The 18,811-nt window shown below is 34.3% G+C and carries 17 protein-coding genes and 1 tRNA gene; 8 read left to right on the forward strand and 10 right to left on the reverse strand.

The genetic code is table 11. The features are described from left to right. Positions 1 to 128: 128 nt before the first annotated feature. Positions 129 to 1,169: a tagatose 1,6-diphosphate aldolase gene (locus GQ598_RS05590; protein ID WP_160402780.1), complete on the reverse strand. Its 1,041-nt coding sequence runs from the start codon at positions 1,167 to 1,169 to the stop codon at positions 129 to 131. 239 nt (positions 1,170 to 1,408) lie between these two features. Between GQ598_RS05590 and GQ598_RS05595 the strand changes: the two genes are divergently transcribed. Beyond that, positions 1,409 to 2,728 (forward strand): MFS transporter, encoded by a 1,320-nt coding sequence (locus GQ598_RS05595; RefSeq protein WP_160402782.1) that lies wholly within the window; start codon positions 1,409 to 1,411, stop codon positions 2,726 to 2,728. A gap of 307 nt (positions 2,729 to 3,035) precedes the next feature. Continuing rightward, the gene (locus GQ598_RS05600; protein WP_160402783.1) at positions 3,036 to 4,481 is read left to right on the forward strand and encodes an APC family permease; all 1,446 of its coding nucleotides are present in this window, start codon (positions 3,036 to 3,038) and stop codon (positions 4,479 to 4,481) included. Between the two features lie 183 nt (positions 4,482 to 4,664). On the opposite strand, the gene GQ598_RS05605 is transcribed toward GQ598_RS05600, so the two are convergent. Genes GQ598_RS05605 through GQ598_RS05615 form a run of 3 tightly spaced genes read right to left on the reverse strand, consistent with a single transcriptional unit; the run spans position 4,665 to position 6,795 of the window. Continuing rightward, entirely contained in the window at positions 4,665 to 6,026 is a 1,362-nt protein-coding gene (locus tag GQ598_RS05605) for a PTS ascorbate transporter subunit IIC (protein ID WP_160402785.1), read from the reverse strand. A gap of 20 nt (positions 6,027 to 6,046) precedes the next feature. Then, entirely contained in the window at positions 6,047 to 6,319 is a 273-nt protein-coding gene (locus GQ598_RS05610) for a PTS sugar transporter subunit IIB (RefSeq protein ID WP_091350357.1), read from the reverse strand. Positions 6,320 to 6,351: 32 nt separating this feature from the next. After that, positions 6,352 to 6,795, reverse strand: coding sequence for a PTS sugar transporter subunit IIA (locus GQ598_RS05615; protein WP_160402787.1), 444 nt, complete (start codon positions 6,793 to 6,795; stop codon positions 6,352 to 6,354). A 322-nt stretch (positions 6,796 to 7,117) separates the two neighbouring features. Between GQ598_RS05615 and GQ598_RS05620 the strand changes: the two genes are divergently transcribed. Next, positions 7,118 to 8,149, forward strand: coding sequence for a LacI family DNA-binding transcriptional regulator (locus tag GQ598_RS05620; protein ID WP_160402789.1), 1,032 nt, complete (start codon positions 7,118 to 7,120; stop codon positions 8,147 to 8,149). A 172-nt stretch (positions 8,150 to 8,321) separates the two neighbouring features. Here the strand turns inward: GQ598_RS05620 and GQ598_RS05625 are convergent. Further along, a tRNA-Pro gene (locus GQ598_RS05625) sits at positions 8,322 to 8,398 on the reverse strand. 73 nt (positions 8,399 to 8,471) lie between these two features. Beyond that, positions 8,472 to 9,608, reverse strand: coding sequence for a tRNA guanosine(34) transglycosylase Tgt (tgt, locus tag GQ598_RS05630; RefSeq protein WP_160402791.1), 1,137 nt, complete (start codon positions 9,606 to 9,608; stop codon positions 8,472 to 8,474). Positions 9,609 to 9,745: 137 nt separating this feature from the next. Between tgt and GQ598_RS05635 the strand changes: the two genes are divergently transcribed. Continuing rightward, on the forward strand, positions 9,746 to 10,423 hold the full coding sequence (locus GQ598_RS05635; RefSeq protein WP_160402792.1) for a M48 family metalloprotease: 678 nt from the start codon (positions 9,746 to 9,748) through the stop codon (positions 10,421 to 10,423). A 90-nt stretch (positions 10,424 to 10,513) separates the two neighbouring features. Here GQ598_RS05635 and queA read toward each other — a convergent pair whose 3' ends face one another. Continuing rightward, positions 10,514 to 11,554, reverse strand: coding sequence for a tRNA preQ1(34) S-adenosylmethionine ribosyltransferase-isomerase QueA (gene queA, locus GQ598_RS05640; protein WP_091350368.1), 1,041 nt, complete (start codon positions 11,552 to 11,554; stop codon positions 10,514 to 10,516). A 154-nt stretch (positions 11,555 to 11,708) separates the two neighbouring features. Between queA and GQ598_RS05645 the strand changes: the two genes are divergently transcribed. Both GQ598_RS05645 and GQ598_RS05650 read left to right on the forward strand, forming a co-directional pair. Next, on the forward strand, positions 11,709 to 12,467 hold the full coding sequence (locus GQ598_RS05645; protein ID WP_091350371.1) for a M48 family metalloprotease: 759 nt from the start codon (positions 11,709 to 11,711) through the stop codon (positions 12,465 to 12,467). A gap of 369 nt (positions 12,468 to 12,836) precedes the next feature. Continuing rightward, positions 12,837 to 13,058 (forward strand): hypothetical protein, encoded by a 222-nt coding sequence (locus GQ598_RS05650; protein ID WP_160402794.1) that lies wholly within the window; start codon positions 12,837 to 12,839, stop codon positions 13,056 to 13,058. Between the two features lie 49 nt (positions 13,059 to 13,107). On the opposite strand, the gene GQ598_RS05655 is transcribed toward GQ598_RS05650, so the two are convergent. Then, the gene (locus GQ598_RS05655) at positions 13,108 to 14,322 is read right to left on the reverse strand and encodes a pyridoxal phosphate-dependent aminotransferase (protein WP_160402796.1); all 1,215 of its coding nucleotides are present in this window, start codon (positions 14,320 to 14,322) and stop codon (positions 13,108 to 13,110) included. 144 nt (positions 14,323 to 14,466) lie between these two features. Between GQ598_RS05655 and GQ598_RS05660 the strand changes: the two genes are divergently transcribed. Both GQ598_RS05660 and GQ598_RS05665 read left to right on the forward strand, forming a co-directional pair. Beyond that, entirely contained in the window at positions 14,467 to 14,736 is a 270-nt protein-coding gene (locus tag GQ598_RS05660; RefSeq protein ID WP_091350381.1) for an ACT domain-containing protein, read from the forward strand. 35 nt (positions 14,737 to 14,771) lie between these two features. Beyond that, complete coding sequence (locus GQ598_RS05665; RefSeq protein ID WP_160402798.1) at positions 14,772 to 16,127, forward strand: PFL family protein; 1,356 nt, start codon at positions 14,772 to 14,774, stop codon at positions 16,125 to 16,127. 716 nt (positions 16,128 to 16,843) lie between these two features. Here GQ598_RS05665 and GQ598_RS05670 read toward each other — a convergent pair. Next, positions 16,844 to 17,884, reverse strand: coding sequence for a hypothetical protein (locus tag GQ598_RS05670; RefSeq protein WP_160402800.1), 1,041 nt, complete (start codon positions 17,882 to 17,884; stop codon positions 16,844 to 16,846). 38 nt (positions 17,885 to 17,922) lie between these two features. Beyond that, the gene (locus GQ598_RS05675) at positions 17,923 to 18,774 is read right to left on the reverse strand and encodes a hypothetical protein (protein WP_160402802.1); all 852 of its coding nucleotides are present in this window, start codon (positions 18,772 to 18,774) and stop codon (positions 17,923 to 17,925) included. Between the last annotated feature and the right edge of the window lie 37 nt (positions 18,775 to 18,811).

The following is an 18,811-nucleotide window of genomic DNA, read 5'->3' on the forward strand; positions in this document are numbered from 1 at the left end:
TTTGGATGTTAAGCCATTGTTATAAAACGTTACATCATAATAAAGAACGGGGGAAATAAAAATAACCCCCGTTTGTTTTTTTTGATTTATTAATAACTTATTGTTATTAATTATATTAGATGGTTATGTTAATTACTTAATTTAATATCAATCACTTCAATATTATTTTTACCACCATAGATATCATACCAAGGTGTAGCGTATTGTTTTAATATTTTGTTAAGCTGTTCAACGTTTTCACGACCAGTTTGATCTAACCAACGTTTTAAGCCCTCTTTACCACCATTTGCATAGGCTGCAACTCCTTCAAACCATGTTGCACGACCACCTAAAATACCGCTATATTTAGCACCATTTTCACCAGCAAAAATCAGTTCTTGGTGGAAAGTTTTTGTTGGCACGCCAGCACTTAAATAAATGAAAGGGCGCGTTGCGGCATCGCTTGCTTGTTTAAAGTAGTCTGCTGCTTGTTTTTGCGTGTAGACAACGACGTTGTTATCGTTAAAGCCTTCTACATTTTTAAAGAGAACAGGAACTTCGACTTTTAAAATATCAATGTAATATTGCTCTTTAGTAAATTCTTTAATGGTATTAATGACTTTTTGTGGTTTGATTTTTGCAAATTCTGGGCTTTTATCGTCAGTTATCACGTTATCATATACAATAGGTTCAACAAAAACTGGAATATCAGCTGCTCTTGCCTCATTGCCTAAACGTTCTAAAAAAGCGTGCTTTTTATCTAAAATATCTTGAGGATCATCAGGATTATAATAAACCAATACTTTTGCGGCATCCGCACCTTTTTTTATTAAACGTTGTAATGAATCTTCGGGCAAAATATCGGGTAATCGTCCTGGCGTATTGGCGTCATATCCCGTTTTTTCGTACGACATGATTAATCCAGCATTGCTGTTTTTGGCAGCCATGCCTTTAAAGCCATATTCTTCATCTAACAAAATTGCACTGACATATTTAGTTAACTCTTGAGAAACAAGCTCCTTAAATTCATACACCATATCAATATGATAACGATCTTTACCAACGGCCGATTCCATCATCTTAACCATTGAACCTCGTTGATCGATCGCTAATGCAGCGATAACGCCATCTTGGTTTGATAATTGTTGCATACGTGTGAATTTGCCACGAGAAATACATTTTTTAGCCATTTTATAGCTCTCCATTTAGTAAGATGTACCATTGTAGTTTTTTTGTTTGACTATTTATTAATCATTCGTGCTAGTTTTAGCACTATACTTAATTAAAGCCAACTCAATTATTATGTAATGCGATGATGATTGAGTTTGCATCATCGTGCGAGCAAAGATTTCCTTTAAAAAAATAAGCGTTAGGGTATAGTAGTTCACAATGTTAAACTGTTTGTAAACAATAATTTACAAGGATCCACATGCAAGATGTAGTAACCCATACACCGACAAGAACTCTAAATGCTCAGGACTATAAAACATTAGCTCTTTCCGCATTAGGTGGAGCATTAGAATTTTATGATTTTATTATTTTTGTCTTTTTTTCAATAACCATTAGTCATCTTTTTTTTCCAAATGATATGCCGGCTTGGCTTAGTCAAGTTCAAACTTTTGGTATTTTTGCTGCTGGATATTTGATTCGCCCATTTGGCGGTATTGTAATGGCACACTTTGGCGATCTGTTCGGTCGCAAAAAAATGTTTACGTTAAGTATATTACTTATGGCATTACCAACACTATTTATAGGTTGTTTACCTACTTACACGCATATTGGTATTTTTGCTCCTCTATTATTGTTATTAATGCGATTGTGTCAGGGATTAGCGGTTGGTGGTGAAGTTTCAGGGGCTTGGACTTTTGTTGCTGAGCATGTGCCGAAAAATAAAATTGGATTGGCATGTGGCATTTTAACCAGTGGATTAAGCCTAGGTATTTTACTCGGTTCGTTAGTTTCAACGGCTATGAATAAATTCCTATCATCCGAACAACTCATTGATTGGGGATGGCGTATGCCATTTATTATTGGTGGTGTTTTTGGATTGATTGCAATGTATTTACGTCGTTGGTTAAAAGAAACACCAATTTTTCTGGAAATGCAAAAGCGTAAACAACAAGAATTGGCTAAAAAAATACCGGTTATCACTGTGTTGACGCAGTATTTACCTCAGACTATTTTGTCAATGTTACTTACTTGGGTGCTGTCTGCGGGTATTATGGTCATTATGCTAATGACGCCAATTTTATTACAAAAGCAATTTGGCTACTCGCCGATCGATGCGTTGCAAGGGAATATATTAGCAATTATTGGGCTCATTATAAGTTGTACTTTTTATGGCATGATGATGGATAAATTTGCTATGGGGAAAGTGATATTTATAGGTTGTACTATTGCAACCATTGTTATCGCTATTTTTTATCTTTCATTAGATAATCCGTACCTTTTATTTGTGACTTATTCATTAACGGGTTTTGTCGTCGGTATTGTTGGTTCTTTTGCTTATTTTATGGTGACCGTGTTTCCTACTCAGATTCGTTACAGTGGGGTATCGTTTTCATTTAATATGGCTTACGCCATTACCGGCGGATTAACCCCTTTGTTGATCTCCTTTTTGAGTGATTTTGTGAGCAAAATGGCGCCTGCCATTTATGTTATTGGATTATTTGGATTTGGTGCATTGATTGGGTTATTTTTATTAATTAATAATAACAGTCAAAAGTATATTGCTAAAGATATTGCATAATAAATACTGATCGTGGAACTTTAATTATTATTTAGTTATATAGGGAAATATCAATGATATGATTTGAGAAAATGTAGGCTGGTAAAATTCGAGGTCGTATGGTTGTTGATATGGAAACGAAGAAAAATGAATAATTTTTCAAAAATATAACGAATAAAAAGTAAGCTTTTACTGACTTTTTATTTATTTTATCATACTTATTTTTTAAGTTTTTAATTAGGTAAAGTGAATCTTTCTTGTATTTTATAAATAAACCCCTATTATGAATAAATTTTTCACGTTTATTTATATGTTTAAAGGAATCTTTATGTCAGAACATAATTTAGAAAATAAATTGAGAAAAGATCTTGGTTTAGTTTCTGCATTATCACTGGTTGTGGGCATGGTTTTAGGGGCAGGTGCTTTTATGAAACCCCCTGCAGTACTAGAAGTAGCCGGTGATTATCATTATGCACTATTAGCTTGGATAATTGGTGGTGTTATTTCTATTTGTGGTGGGTTAACACTTTGTGAACTAGGTGTAATGTTTCCAAAAACTGGTGGAATGCTCGTTTATTTAGAAAAAATCTATGGTGCCAAAATTTCTCATCTTTATGGTTGGATGATGACAGTCATTTTTTCGCCTGCTTTAATTGGTGCACTAGTAGGCTATTTTAGTTCGGTGTTTTGTTCATTATTTAAAATTGAAAGTACATACAAAATGGCAGTAGGAGCTGGAGCATTAGGTTTTATTGCTTTTATTAATGCAATTGGTGTTAAACAAGCTGGCTATCTGCAAACTATTGCGACAGCTTGTAAATTGATCCCAATACTGTTACTAGCGATATTTGGATTATGTAAAGGTAATGGGCAAGTTGCATTATTTAGTGCTAGTGGTCAGGGTATTGAGACGTATGCCCCTTTTGCTGTTGCGATCTTAGCTACATTATTTGCTTATGATGGCTGGGCTCAAGTAGCATCGGTTGCGGGTGAAATTAATAACCCAGCTAAAGTATTGCCTAAAGCAATTATTTTGGGAATTATATTTTTAGTCATTGTCTATGCTTGTATCAATATTGCATTATTTAAAATCTTTCCAGTTCAAGAGATGGTCTCATTAGGACATAAGGCTTCTTCTGTTGCATCGCAACGTCTGTTTGGACATTTAGGTGGTAATCTGGTTGCAGTTGGTATCATGGTCTCAATTTTGGGCGGAATTAATGGCTATATCATGACATTATCACGTACTATTTTTAGTATGGCTGAGCGAGGCAATATTGTTGGTGCGCGTTATTTAAGCACAATAGATGAAGACAGCCGTTCACCGGTAAATGCAATTTTAGTGCTTGTCGTTTTTTCATTTTTATACTCGGTATTATTAGATGCCGATCGTTTGTCTGAAATTTCAATGTTTTCGATTTGGGTTTTTTATTTATTAACTTTTATTGGTGTTATTATAGCCAGAAAAAAATACCCCAATATACCAAGATCTTATAAAGTAATTGGTTACCCACTTATTCCTATTATTGCCATTGCAGGTTCTATTTATGTCATTTATGGAATGCTGATTCATCAGACAGAAAATGGTATTGCATCAATCGTACTGACATTAATTGGTTTACCAATGTACTATTACTATCAACGTAAGAACCAAAATAGAGATCTGTCAGTTGGTGAAGTGAAAAAGTATCGTATCAAAACACAATACACTACAGCGATATTGGCAATCGGCGTTGTTGTTTTGTTAATCATGTATGGCAGTATGGCTAGATAATAGCACCTTGATTACTGATTAAATAGTTTGTTTGATGCTATTTTAAAGTATCAGTAAAAGAAACTTTATTAGCAGAATTAAAAAGCTTATTTTTTGCTAAATAAAAAAATAAACCCCCGATTATATCGAGGGTTTTTCTACAATTAGCATATCTAATATGATTAGCGTTTATATTAAGTATGCTTAATTTTTTGTATCAACTTTAGGTTTAGCAATATAATTATAAATCACTAATATGGCAAAAATGGCGATAATAATCCCCATTATTACATCTTTATTAAACCATTTAGCCATATTTCCAAGGATGATCCCAATGCCACAGAAGTCGACATCAGAGAAGGTCGTATTTGCAAAACCTAATGATCCTAATACAGGCAATAACACAACGGGTAAAAATGTGACCAATAAACCATTAGCAAAGGCGCCAAGCATTGCACCACGACGTCCTCCCATTGCATTACCAAATACCCCAGCTGTTGCACCACAGAAAAAATGAGGAACTACACTAGGTAGTATAAGTACTGTATTTAATTGGCCCAAAACAAATAGGCCAACTAATCCGCCAAGAAAACTAAATAGGAAGCCAATTAAAACAGCATTAGGTGCATACGGGAAAACGACAGGACAATCTAATGCAGGTTTGGCATTTGGAACTAATTTTTCTGAGAAACCGGTAAATGCAGGTACGATTTCCGCAAGAATTAGTCTAACACCTTGCAAAATAATAAAAACACCAGCGGCAAAGGTAATTGCTTCAATGATTGCATAAACGAGATAATTATCTCCTTTGCTTAAAGAGGTTTCGACGTAAGCAGAACCAGCAAATATGGCAAGAATTAAATAGATGATCATCATCGTTAGTGAGATAGAAATTGAACTATCCCTTAAAAAGCTTAAATTTTTAGGTAAATTCATATCTTCAGTTGAACGAGAATTTTTACCCACTAATTTACCAAGATAACCAGCTAGAACATATCCTAAAGTCCCAAAGTGACCAAATGCTACATCATCATTACCTGTAATCTTGCGCATTTGTGGTTGAGCTAAAGCAGGGAAGAAAGCCATAATAAGACCAAGTACTAATGAACCAGTCAACACTAATTGCCAGCTTTCAAAACCAGCTACAGTTAGAATAATACTAATCATACAAGCCATATAAAAAGTATGGTGTCCTGTTAAGAATATAAATTTCAAACGGGTAAACCGCGCAACGACAATATTGGCAACCATACCAAATGCCATAATTAAGGCAGTTGCAGTGCCATACTTGTTTAATGCCAGAGAGACAATTGCTTCGTTATTCGGAATAATACCTTGCAATTTAAAAGCTTGCTCAAACATCATGCCTAACGGTGTAATTGCGCTAATAAGTACAGTAGCACCACCGCTTAATACCAAAAATCCTAAAATGGTTTTAACAGTACCTTTTACTGTATCAGCAAATGATTTACGTTGAACGATAAGCCCTGCCATTGCAATAAGCCCAACTAATACAGCTGGTGCTTTTAGAATATCAACAATAAATTTTATTATTTCTTGAATCATAGCAATACCTCATAATTTGACTAATGCTTTGCAAAATATTCAACGAGCTTTGCTTCTAAGTCATTGATATCTATTATGTTGTTTAAAATGACCAATTTATCGTTTGGAATGCCTGAACTGGCGGCTAAATCTTTTGTCATAACAAATAGATCTGCTTGATCGGGTGTTGCAGATGCAAGATCTGCGTGAGTGACTTCTGCATCAATATTTAGTTTTTTAATGACTTTTTTAATATTCATTTCAACCATAAAACTACTGCCAAGGCCTGAACCACAAACTGCCATAATTTTCATTTTGTTTATCCTTTTGTTGATTTTAATTGAATTTAATAACGTTCGATAACAGCTAATATTTCATCACGATTTTGTGAATTAAAAATTGTTTGGATATCGTTTGATTCACCGAAGAGTGTTGCCAATTGTGTTAACATCTCAATGTGGCTGGTGCTATCATTGGCTGCTAATAAAGTAATTAAATAGACAGGATCATTCTCTTGAGAGTTAAATTTAACTCCTTGCTTGACTAATAACATGGATAAGCCTAATTGATTTACACCTTGTTCTGGTCTAGCATGGGGCATCGCAATACCCGGTGCCAATACGTAATAAGGCCCTATAGATTCGTGCAGTTCAAAAATAGCCTTAATATAACTTGGTGTAATGGTATTATTTTCTAATAATGGCACAGCACAAAGTTGTATTGCCTCTTTCCAATCACTGACAGAATCGACAACATTAACTGTTTTACAGGTTAACCATGTTTTTAACATTCTACCTCCATTAAAATTGTTATTATTGATTGTCATTAAGCAAGTTAACATACTGAGTAACAATAGGAATTAAAAAATGGTAGAAATGTGATAGCGCTATCAAAAGTAGATAAAAATGTTACCTATTGTGTGATATAGATAACATTTTAAAGAATTAATTCTAAAATAATTTAATATTGGCATAATAATATTATACAGAAAGTGGTAGTTTAAAACTCGTTATACCAGACATAGTTAATAAGTCATCTTCTGTTACTTTGCTATTTTTAAAGCAAGGTTTGCATAAATAAAAAAACTAAGTTAAATTCAATCGGAATGAAAGATGCAGGATACGAAAAAACGCAGAGGTACAGGGCAAATTACCTTATTTGATGTCGCTAAATATGCTGGTGTGGGAACAATGACAGTATCAAGAGCTTTACGCATGCCAGAAAAAGTTTCTGATAAGCTTCGTCAAAAGATCCAATTAGCTGTTGATACGTTAGGATATAAACCCAATATAGCTGCAAGTTTATTGGCATCCGCTTCTGCTAATCGCGTTATTGCAGTTATTACAACAAAAATTTATGACCATTCAGCACAAATATTGCTAGATGTACTGCAAACACATCTCGCAAAGGAAGGTTATACGACATTAATCATCGAATCTTATCATTACCATAAGTGTGAATCACAATTGTTAGACACACTATACAGTCATAATCTTGAGGCAATATTACTCTTTTATATTGAAAATGATGATCTAATAGAAAAAATTATTCAAAATAAAACAGTACCGATTATGAATATTGGGAAAAAACATGAAGAATTGATAGACATTAATGTTGAATTTGATGATAGTCTTGCAATGTATAAATTAACCGAGCATGTAATTAAAAAAGGTTACCAAAATATCGGATTACTGTGTGCCAATCAGCAATATCATCTTTTTCAACAACGTTTGCATGGTTGGCACAAAGCGATGCTTACTTATCATTTACCTTCTCATCGGATAGTTAATGCTGCAAAACCTGCTAATTTCAGTACTGGCGCAGAACTGTTACCCGATATACTTTTGAACTGGTCCGAACTTGATGCTCTAATTTGTACTACAGATGAATTAGCCTGTGGTGTACTGTATGAATGTCAGCGGAGACATATTCGTGTTCCTTATCAATTAGCTGTGAGCGGATTTGGTGATAATGAGTTTAGTCAAGTTAGCTTTCCCCCTTTGACAACAGTGGCATTGCAATCCAAACAAATAGGGGAATATATTGCAATTTTATTATTAAATAAGCTAAAAAACATAGTAAAACAGTATAAGTCAGATTTATCGACATTACTCCCTGTCATTAAATCCCGTGCCAGTTTATAGCTTTGATAAAGGTTAGATAGAATAAAGACGATATTAGATGCTAGTTTTTAGTTGCATTGTTAATGCAACGTTATTTTGCTAAGTTATGTTTGAAATATAAATCGGTTGTTATCATTTTGAAATAGAGATAATAAAAAAACCTACTCATGTGAGCAGGCTTTTCTAATAAAATTGGTCGGCGAGAGAGGATTCGAACCTCCGACCCACTGGTCCCAAACCAGTTGCGCTACCAAGCTGCGCTACTCGCCGTTAGGATGCGCATAATACTGCGCTAACTAAAAAGTGTCAATACTTACCGCAAAAAATTATGCCCATTACATGTTTATTTTGATAAAGGTGCCGGTGTTTTACCTATGCGTTGATAAAATTCGACAACAAAATCTTCGTAACGTTTGTTAGCAACAGCTTCACGAATTTCTGCCATTAAGCGTTGGTAATAACGTAAATTGTGGATGGTATTTAAACGCGCACCTAAAATCTCACCACACTTATCTAAATGATGAAGATAAGATTTTGTATAATTCTTACACGTATAACAGTCACAATGAGGGTCAAGTGGTGTGATGTCGTCTTTATATTTAGCATTCCGGATTTTTATCACACCATCGGTAACAAATAAGTGGCCATTACGCGCATTTCGGGTTGGCATTACACAGTCAAACATATCAATTCCGCGGCGTACTCCTTCAACTAAATCTTCAGGTTTACCTACTCCCATTAGGTAACGAGGTTTATCGGCAGGTAATTGTGGACAAGTACCTTCTAAAATTCGGTGCATATCCGCTTTAGGTTCTCCAACAGCCAATCCCCCAACCGCATAGCCATCGAAGCCAATTTCGGTTAATCCTTTAATTGAGATATCACGTAATTCCTGATGTATACCGCCTTGCACGATACCAAATAGCGCATTTTTGTTGCCTAATTCATCAAATCTCTGGCGACTTCGTTTGGCCCAGCGTAATGACATCTCCATTGATTTTTTGACGTAATCCCAGTCTGCTGGAAAGGGTGCACATTCATCAAAAATCATGACAATATCTGAACCTAAATCGTATTGAATTTCCATTGAAATTTCGGGGGATAAGAAAATTGAATCCCCATTGATTGGATTACGGAAATAGACGCCTTCTTCTTTTATTTTGCGAATATCACCTAAACTAAAAACTTGGAATCCACCAGAATCGGTTAAAATTGGGCCATGCCATTGCATAAAATCATGTAAGTCGCCATGTTTGCGCATGATTTCTTGCCCAGGCCTTAACCATAAATGGAATGTATTACCAAGTAAGATTTGAGCTCCGGTTGCTGAAACCTCTTCAGGTGTCATACCTTTTACGGTTCCATAAGTACCAACCGGCATAAATGCTGGAGTTTCAACAGTATATTCGATCCCTCGTCGATCGAATTTCATGCGACCTCGACGTGCTAACCCGTCAGTATTATCTAATTCAAATTTCATTTTTTATTAACCTCTTGCGACCAAATAAACAGTTTGGCGCCAATCATTGTTATAATACGTAGCTGTATCATTCATTTGCGGGGGCATAGTTTATCGTGCTAGGGCGCAATAGACAATATTGAAAGGAGTTAAGACCTTTGAAACATATTATTTCATTTTTAATGTTATGCTTTTTATTTAGTTTACTGGCTGGTTGTCAAAACCAAAAGAATGAAACTACATTTATTATTACTTCAGAACAAATTAAACAGTTATCTGAACAAGATCTTATGGCTATTGGGGCTCAATCGTGTGCTCAATCAGATAAACGATCTGTTATTGCTAATGAAAATAGTTGGCTTTATAAAAAACTTGAAATGCTAACCCAAACATTACCTAAACAGGTTAATAATATTGAAGTAACTTACAAAGTTTATTTAAATACCGATCCTAATGCTTGGTCTACAGTTAATGGTTGTATTCGTATAAATAGTGGGCTTATGAAATTACTGAGTGATAATGAGCTACAGGCGGTTTTAGCTCATGAACAAGCTCATATTGCCCTTAAACATGCTATAAAATCATTCAGACTCGCCCCTTATGTTGAAATAGTTAATGACGATATCATTGTTCTTATTAAAGAAGATATTGCTCAACAATATGAGTTTGAAGCTGATCATTATGCTTTAGATTTATTAATACGCGAAAATATTAACCCTATGGGGCTTGTCACTATGTTAAAAAAGATGCCGATTCATTCAACAAAAAAAATAACATCACATCCATCAAATACAAAACGTATTGATCGTATTTTAGATAGATTAAGCAGTAAATAAGTATTTATATTGATAGTTTTAAAATAGCCAAACAAGTTTTAGCTACTAAAGCTTAGTTTAACTTTATTTGGCTATTTATTGAACATGCCTTTAAGATTGGTTATCCTGAGTGGTGATAAACATTGCATCACCATAACTAAAAAATCGATATTTTTCATTAACTGCATGTTGATAGGCATCCATGGTATTTTTGTAACCAGCAAATGCAGAAACAAGCATAATCAACGTTGATTCAGGTAAATGGAAATTAGTTATCAGTGAATCAATAACCTTAAATTGATAGCCCGGATATATAAAAATTTGAGTATCAGCAAAAAAAGGTGCTATTTTACCTGTTTTTTGAGCTGCACTTTCTAAAGCTCGAACAGATGTTGTCCCGACAGCGATAACTTTATTGTTTCTTGCTTTACACGCTAACACTGCTTCCACAACAGATTCAGGTACTTCGGCATACTCGGAGTGCATAACATGTGTTTCAATATTTTCAACTCTAACTGGTTGAAATGTTCCTGCACCAACATGTAGGGTGACAAATGCCATTTCAACCCCTTTTTGTTTTAATTTTTCTAATAGAGGTTTATCAAAATGAAGACCTGCCGTTGGTGCAGCAACAGCACCAGGTACTCTGTTATAAACTGTTTGATAAACTTCACGATCTTGTTCATCATCTGGACGATTTATATAAGGTGGTAATGGAATATGACCAATTTTATCTAAAATGTTAAGTACATTATCAGGAAATTGCAATTCAAATAACGCATCGTGGCGTGCTAACATAATAACACTAATGGAGGTATCTTCCCCTAGTATCAGTTCAGCACCTGCTTTTGGGGATTTCGATGCTTTAATATGTGCAAGAGCACGGTTACCATCTAATAATCTTTCAATTAGTATTTCAATTTTTCCTCCTGATGCTTTTTTCCCATATAAGCGAGCAGGAATAACTTTTGTGTCATTAAAAACAAGTAAATCTCCAGGATTGATTTTATCAACAATATCAGTGAATACCTTATCTTCAATTTTACCTGTATGGCTATTAAGAGATAAAAGTCGGCACGCGCTTCTGGTTTTTTTAGGGTGTTTAGCAATTAGCTCTTTAGGAAGATAAAAATCAAAATCGGATAGTTGCATAATTTTTTTTCCTCAAAAAATGAGGCGTTAGTCTAAAGCTCCCATAATGTCTAATCAAGTAATTATTTATTGATTATTATGATGGTTACGTTAAAATTTCGATTGTCTAACAAAATTTAGACATTAAAATTTATATTAATATAAGGAAAATAATATGAAAAAACATCAAAAAACATTGTTGGTTGCATTGCCTTTAGTCGCTGCGATGTCACTCGTTGGTTGTAAAAATATGGGTGTAGATGATTTAACGAGTCTTGGTATGAAAGGTTTGAAAGCGGCAACTCTAAGTGATAATGATGTGAAAGCATTAAGCCAAAAATCATGTGCTGAAATGGATGCACAATCAAAAATTGCTCCAGCAAAAAGTGCTTATGCTAAACGATTAAATAAAATTGCTAAAGCGCTTGGTAATAACTTAGATGGAACACCAATTAACTATAAAGTATATATTACAAAAGATGTTAATGCTTGGGCAATGGCTAATGGTTGCGTTCGTGTCTATAGTGGTTTAATGGACATGATGACTGATAATGAAATTGAAGGTGTTTTAGGTCACGAATTAGGCCATGTTGCTTTAGGTCATAGTAAAAAAGCAATGCAAGTTGCTTATGCAACTGAAATCGCACGTGATGCTGCGGCAGCATCAGGTAATGCAGCAGTAGCTTCATTATCTAAATCTAAATTAGGTGCTTTAGCATCAGCTGTGATTAATTCTCAGTTTTCACAAAAACAAGAACAAGATGCAGACAATTACTCTTTCGATTACTTAGTTAAGAAAAAAATTAATCCAGCAGGTCTTGCAACAGCATTTGATAAATTAGGTGGCGGTGATGCTTCAATTTTAAGTAGTCATCCATCTTCATCAGATCGCGCTAAAAACATTCGTAAAAAACTAGCTGAACTAAAAAAATAAAAATTATTCTTAGTCTAAAGCGCCATTCATGGCGCTTTTTTTGCTATTTATCAATTGTTGGCTCGGGGAGTAAAGAAAATGCAATCTGATAAAATAATGTCAAACTCTAAGATAGATAAAATTGATGAAATAAAAAAGCCGTTTTTTTGGATTAGTCAACTTTTTATTCTGAACGCAACAGTTGTGGGGGCTGCTTAGCAGCAAATCAAGGTTATAAACAAGCTGTACAATTCGAAAACATGAGAAGTTATAAAAAAACTCCTACTTTCAGAAATCTTTGCAATTTGAATTAACTGATAATATTGCTATTTTGGGGCACGCAGTTAGCCTTTAAATTTTATACATTTGTTTGGGATAATATGAAGTGAAGTGTTCGTCAACAACGCTAACAACTCAACGTTTTATTGTGAGGTTGCTTGTCTTCATGATGAAATAGTTAAAGGTAATATGGCTATTTTGATTGATGTTACCAAACTACAAGAACAGATAGAAAGAGTTGAAAAAGATCTTTTACTAGCATTAGATTCAAGTACTAAAAAATTGAAAAATTATTTGAAGGCACTGATGTCATTTTATAGATATCTTGATTGAACTATTAAATTTATCCCCAGTAAAAACTGGGAATAAATGAATTATCGATTTATTGTTTATAAGAAGATAAGAATTTAGCAAATCGCCCAATAGCATCTTCAAGTTCACCGGAATGAGGTAATGCAACAATTCTGACATGATCTGGTTTATGCCAATTAAATCCGGTCCCTTGTACAAGTAGCACTTTTTCTTGCAATAAAAAATCCAACACTAATTTTTGATCGTTATGGATATTAAACTTTTTCTGATCTAATTTTGGAAATAGATACAAAGCACCTTGTGGTTTTGTGCATGAAACGCCGGGTATGTCATTAAGCAGTCTCCAGGCCAACATACACTGATCGTATAGTCGTCCTCCCGGCACAATAAATTCGTTGATACTTTGGTAACCACCTAGCGCACCTTGAATTGCATGTTGTAATGGCACATTGGCACATAAACGCATTGAAGCCAACATATTTAAGCCTTCAATGTAACCTTTTACGTGTTGTTTAGGGCCACAAAGTGCCATCCAGCCTTGTCTGAATCCTGCAACTCGATAAGTTTTTGATAGACCACTCATGGTAATAACAAATAAATCAGGTGCTAATGCGGCGATAGAATAATGCTCTGCATCATCATATAAAATCTTATCGTAAATTTCGTCAGCAAAAATAATCAAATTATGTTGCCTAGCAATTTCCGCGATTTCAAGTAACACATCTTTACTATAAACAGCGCCAGTTGGGTTATTGGGATTAATAATCACTATTCCTTTCGTTTTTGGAGTGATTTTTTGTTTAATATCTTCCAAATCTGGTGACCAGTTTGCTTCTTCATCGCAAAGATAGTGCACAGCATTACCGCCAGACAAGCTAACTGCTGCCGTCCATAATGGATAATCAGGCATAGGAACGAGTATTTCATCACCACTATTAAGTAATGCTTGCATAGATTGCACTATTAGTTCTGATACACCGTTGCCAATGTAAATATCTTCAACATCTAAACTATTAATTCCCCGGGCTTGATAATGTTGCATGATTGCTTTTCGAGCAGAATAAAGACCCTTGGAGTCACAATAACCCTGTGAAGAAGATAAATTTCTAATTACATCAACTAATAATTCGTCAGGGGCAGCAAAACCGAAAGGAGCGGGATTTCCAATATTGAGTTTAAGAATAGTTTGACCTTCTTCTTCGAGTCGCTTTGCATGTTCAAGAATTGGTCCACGAATGTCATAACAAACATGTTCCAATTTATTGGATTTTTGGAAATTCACCATAATATCGCCCTTTCTATTTATTTTGATAATTTTTTGTTTTAATAAAAAAAACAATCTACTCCTATTTCGATAATTTTTGAAGATGCTATTATAGTTAGCTCAATAAATACTATTTAACTGTCTAAAATTTGTGCGGAGAGTATTATGAAAACTATTTTAACAGTCATCGGTAAAGATCAAACGGGAATTATTGCCGGTATTAGCCAAAAATTGTATGAATTAGATATTAATATTTTAGATGTCAGCCAAACCATTATGGATGAATATTTTACGATGATTATGCTACTTGATTTATCTAAAATTAAAGTGTCATTTGATGAGGTAAAAACAACTCTTATCCAAACAGGCGATAAGCTTAAGGTCAAGGTCAACTTACAACGTGAAGAAATTTTTGATGCTATGCATCGTTTGTAATATTAATTCGTTGTTTATTTTAAAGGATAGTTCTAATGGAAACAAAACAGATCCTCGAAACCATTAAAATGATTGAGGAAGAAAAGCTTGATATCCGCACAATAACCATGGGTATTTCTCTTCTTGATTGTATAGATAGTAATGGTGAAAAAGCACGGCAAAAAATTTATGACAAAATTACACGATTAGCTAAAAACTTGGTCAAAGTTGGCGATGAGATTACATCAGAATTTGGTATTCCAATTATTAATAAACGTATTTCTGTCACACCAATGTCCTTGATTGCTGGTGCAAGCGATGATAAAGATTATATCGCGTTTGCCAAAACACTGGATGAAGCGGCCAAAGCGGTAGGTGTTAACTTTATTGGTGGCTTTTCGGCACTGGTGCAAAAAGGCTATCATAAAGGCGATGAAATTTTAATTAAATCTATTCCTCAAGCACTAGCACAAACCGAACGAGTTTGTTCATCAGTTAATGTTGGTTCAACCCAAACAGGGATCAACATGGATGCTGTAAAGCAAATGGGGCATATTATCAAAGAAGCGGCGAAATTAACTGCAGATAATAGCAGTATGGCATGCGCTAAGTTAGTTGTGTTTGCCAATGCAGTTGAAGATAACCCATTTATGGCCGGTGCCTTTCATGGTGTAGGTGAAGCTGATTGTGTTATAAATGTGGGTGTTAGTGGACCTGGTGTAGTTAAGCGAGCGTTGGAAAAAGTTAAAGGTGAACCTTTTGATATTGTTGCTGAAACCATCAAAAAAACCGCATTTAAAATTACACGAATGGGACAACTGGTTGGTAAAGAGGCTTCTGAACGTTTAGGTGTTAAATTTGGCATTGTCGATTTATCGTTAGCGCCAACGCCAGCCATTGGCGACTCGGTTGCCCATATTTTAGAAGAAATGGGGTTAGAAGCAGTTGGCACACATGGTACAACAGCGGCACTGGCTATGCTTAACGATGCTGTTAAAAAAGGTGGCGTAATGGCATGTGGTCATGTCGGTGGTTTAAGCGGAGCATTTATCCCTGTTTCTGAAGATGCTGGGATGATTGATGCTGTCAATAACGGTGCACTAAATCTTGAAAAACTTGAAGCGATGACTTGTGTGTGTTCAGTTGGACTCGATATGATTGCAATCCCCGGTGATACGCCAGCTGAAACTATTTCAGCAATTATTGCTGATGAGGCTGCAATAGGGGTGATTAACCATAAAACAACGGCGGTAAGAATTATTCCTGCGGTGGGTTTAAAAGTCGGCGATAATATCGAATTTGGTGGCTTATTAGGTCATGCACCAGTTATGCCGGTAAGCAAATTTGGTTCATGTGATTTCATCAACCGTGGGGGGCGAATTCCTGCTCCAATTCATTCATTTAAAAATTAATGTATCAATTTTTAATGATCTCGTTATTTCCTTATTCCGTCTGCACTAAAGCAGGCGGAATACAGGGGAATCAACTTATTTATTTGGTAATGCTTAAAAGGCTATTTTGTTTCATTGGTTTTAGCTGTTTATTGGTGTGTGGGGTATTTTTTATGCTCGTGAACTGCGTAAAGAAGTTATGCAGGATATAGCGGAAAAATAATGAATAAATGAGATCTAAAGTATTCGTTGAACATATTTTGCAATAAATCTGGTGGTAATATTAGTTGCCATCAGACAACGAACAATAAGGTAATTATTATATGGTTGTCGATAAGCGAATTCATGTTGTTTTAAAAGCATTAATTCATAATCCAAATATGAGTGGTGTAGAGCTTTAATCTGAATTTGGGTTAACTCGTAAACAGCTTAGTTATACTATTAAGAAAATTAATGACTTTCTTGAATCCTCTAATCTTGAATTAATTAAACGATTTAAAACTGGTAAATTTAGTGTTCCCAAATTAGTCATCGAAACCTTTAGGGATGAGCCTGTATCGCTTGCTATTGGACGTTATATTTATTCTGAAGATGAACGAGTTCATTTGCTACTCTTTTTTCTATTAATTAGAACGGAAAGGATGTCGTTAATACATCTTTCTTCGTTCCTTACCGTCAATCAAAATACAGTTCTTAATGATATCAAAAAAGTACAAGCAATGATTGTTCAATATCATTTACAAATCAACTATGGCCGCGAGAATGGTTATCGTATTATCGCCAATACTTTGTTCAAACATCGTATCGGTTAATAATGCATTACTTTTTTGTACATTCATGATTAATTTATTATAAGGATAGGGTTCATCTAAATCTTTTTGAGAATCGAAGATTTCTTCTGGCTCGTATTTTTTAGTTTTAACTACTTTGCCATTTTTATTTAAAATTTGATTTTCTATATGTTTGGGTTTTTCATAACGAATCACATGATTAGTTTTAATTCCTTGATTATCAAAATAATCATCAATTGCGTAGATACCATCTTGTCTAATATAGGATTCAATGACTGAATTTCCTGATTTTATATTTTTTCTAATTGCTTTGGTCATTAATCCCGTATCTTCATCAAAAAATACCTCAGAAGAATATATAATATTGTGATCATTATCATATAATTCTATTTTAAGGTTTTTTAAATTATGATTTTGCCAATAATCATAATGATAATGATTAATTGTTGATAAAGGTCTTTTTTGGATACTGACCACTATGCCATGTTTTTTTTCAATCCGTAAATAGCAAGGTAGCTCAAAAACCTCTTTGAATGAGGCTTGTTTATGTAATTGCTTATGTTCATCTAAGGTATAAAAATAAACACCATCAGCTAGCGATTGAAAGGAATCAGTTGGATATAATATTTCGATAATATTACGCTTACGCTGCCATACATCGTTGTATTGATAGTTTTTATTTAATTTTACCTGAGCTATATTTTGAATAGCCATTTTATACATTTTGGGTTTTGTTTCTAAATTAACTAATGACGAGAATAGCTCTTTTTCAGGGACACTGTATTTATTATTAAGAAAGTTTAGAAAATCATGTTGAAAATAGACATTATCAGGTACAATGCCCTGAGCTTTTAATTTTTGTATCATTTGTTGTTGATTATTTATGTTTACCTCTGCTAAAACACAGTGAAAAGTTCCCACCCATAATAAAAAAGGGATTAAGCATATCTTTACCAAGTTTTTCATATCGTCTTCAACTCCTTTCAAATTAGATTTACTAGTTGTCGTATTCCGGCTTTGCATTTTCAGATATATCTAATAGTTTTTTCATTAGTATTTTTCTTATTATATTTTTTTCTGTTGTTTTTTTTAGAAAGGTTATCTAAAGATTTTTTATAACGGATAAAATGCCTATCTTGCTCTAGCCCAATACAATCAGGATTAGCTAAATTACAGGTGGCTAATAATAAAAACAAAAAAGTATGGCAATTGGTTTCCTTATAACTGTCATTGGTCCAACTCCATTCTTCATGTGTCCCATCCTGTTGTATTGCATCAAATATCTGCTCTTCATTTCGCGTATCATTAGGCAACAAATAAGGCGATGTTGTAAATTTGATTTTCTCCAAATGGAAATGACCATTTTGATGCGGCTCAAAGGCTCGGCAAGAATGGTCATTATTATTTTTTTTGCGCCCTGCATTTCGATCTTTTGTTGGCGTTAATTCAGTTAATTCTTTGTTGTGATCTTTCTTTCGTCTTTTGGAGTGGTCACCATTTAAAGTACCATCGCTAGAAATGATGTTTTTGCCATTAAAAATATTTATAGGTTGGAAAGGAAAACCTACAGGATACCAACCATAACTTTCCCGAAAGCCATTGGCTTTACTTGAGATTTGTGATGGATTTTTATTGTTATCAACAAGATCTTTTTCTTTTAATCCCCTTTCACGTGAATTTTTCATTACTTCATCTATTTCAGATTCATCTTCATGTAAAAATTCAATCCTAAAATGCCCAACTTCAAATATCAGCAAATTAATCGGTATTCTTCGAATTAAAATCTCTTCTAATGGTCTTACTCCCGCCTTGACTTTGGCAATGACTTTTGAGGATTGACGTGGATAGGTGGCGGATTTTACGGTTATCCAAGTCATAAAATAATCCTTAATTTTTTTATCAATACGAGCTATA

Origin of the sequence: Gilliamella sp. Pas-s95, assembly GCF_009795795.1 — a bacterium.
Taxonomy (GTDB): Bacteria; Pseudomonadota; Gammaproteobacteria; order Enterobacterales; family Orbaceae; genus Gilliamella; species Gilliamella bombicola.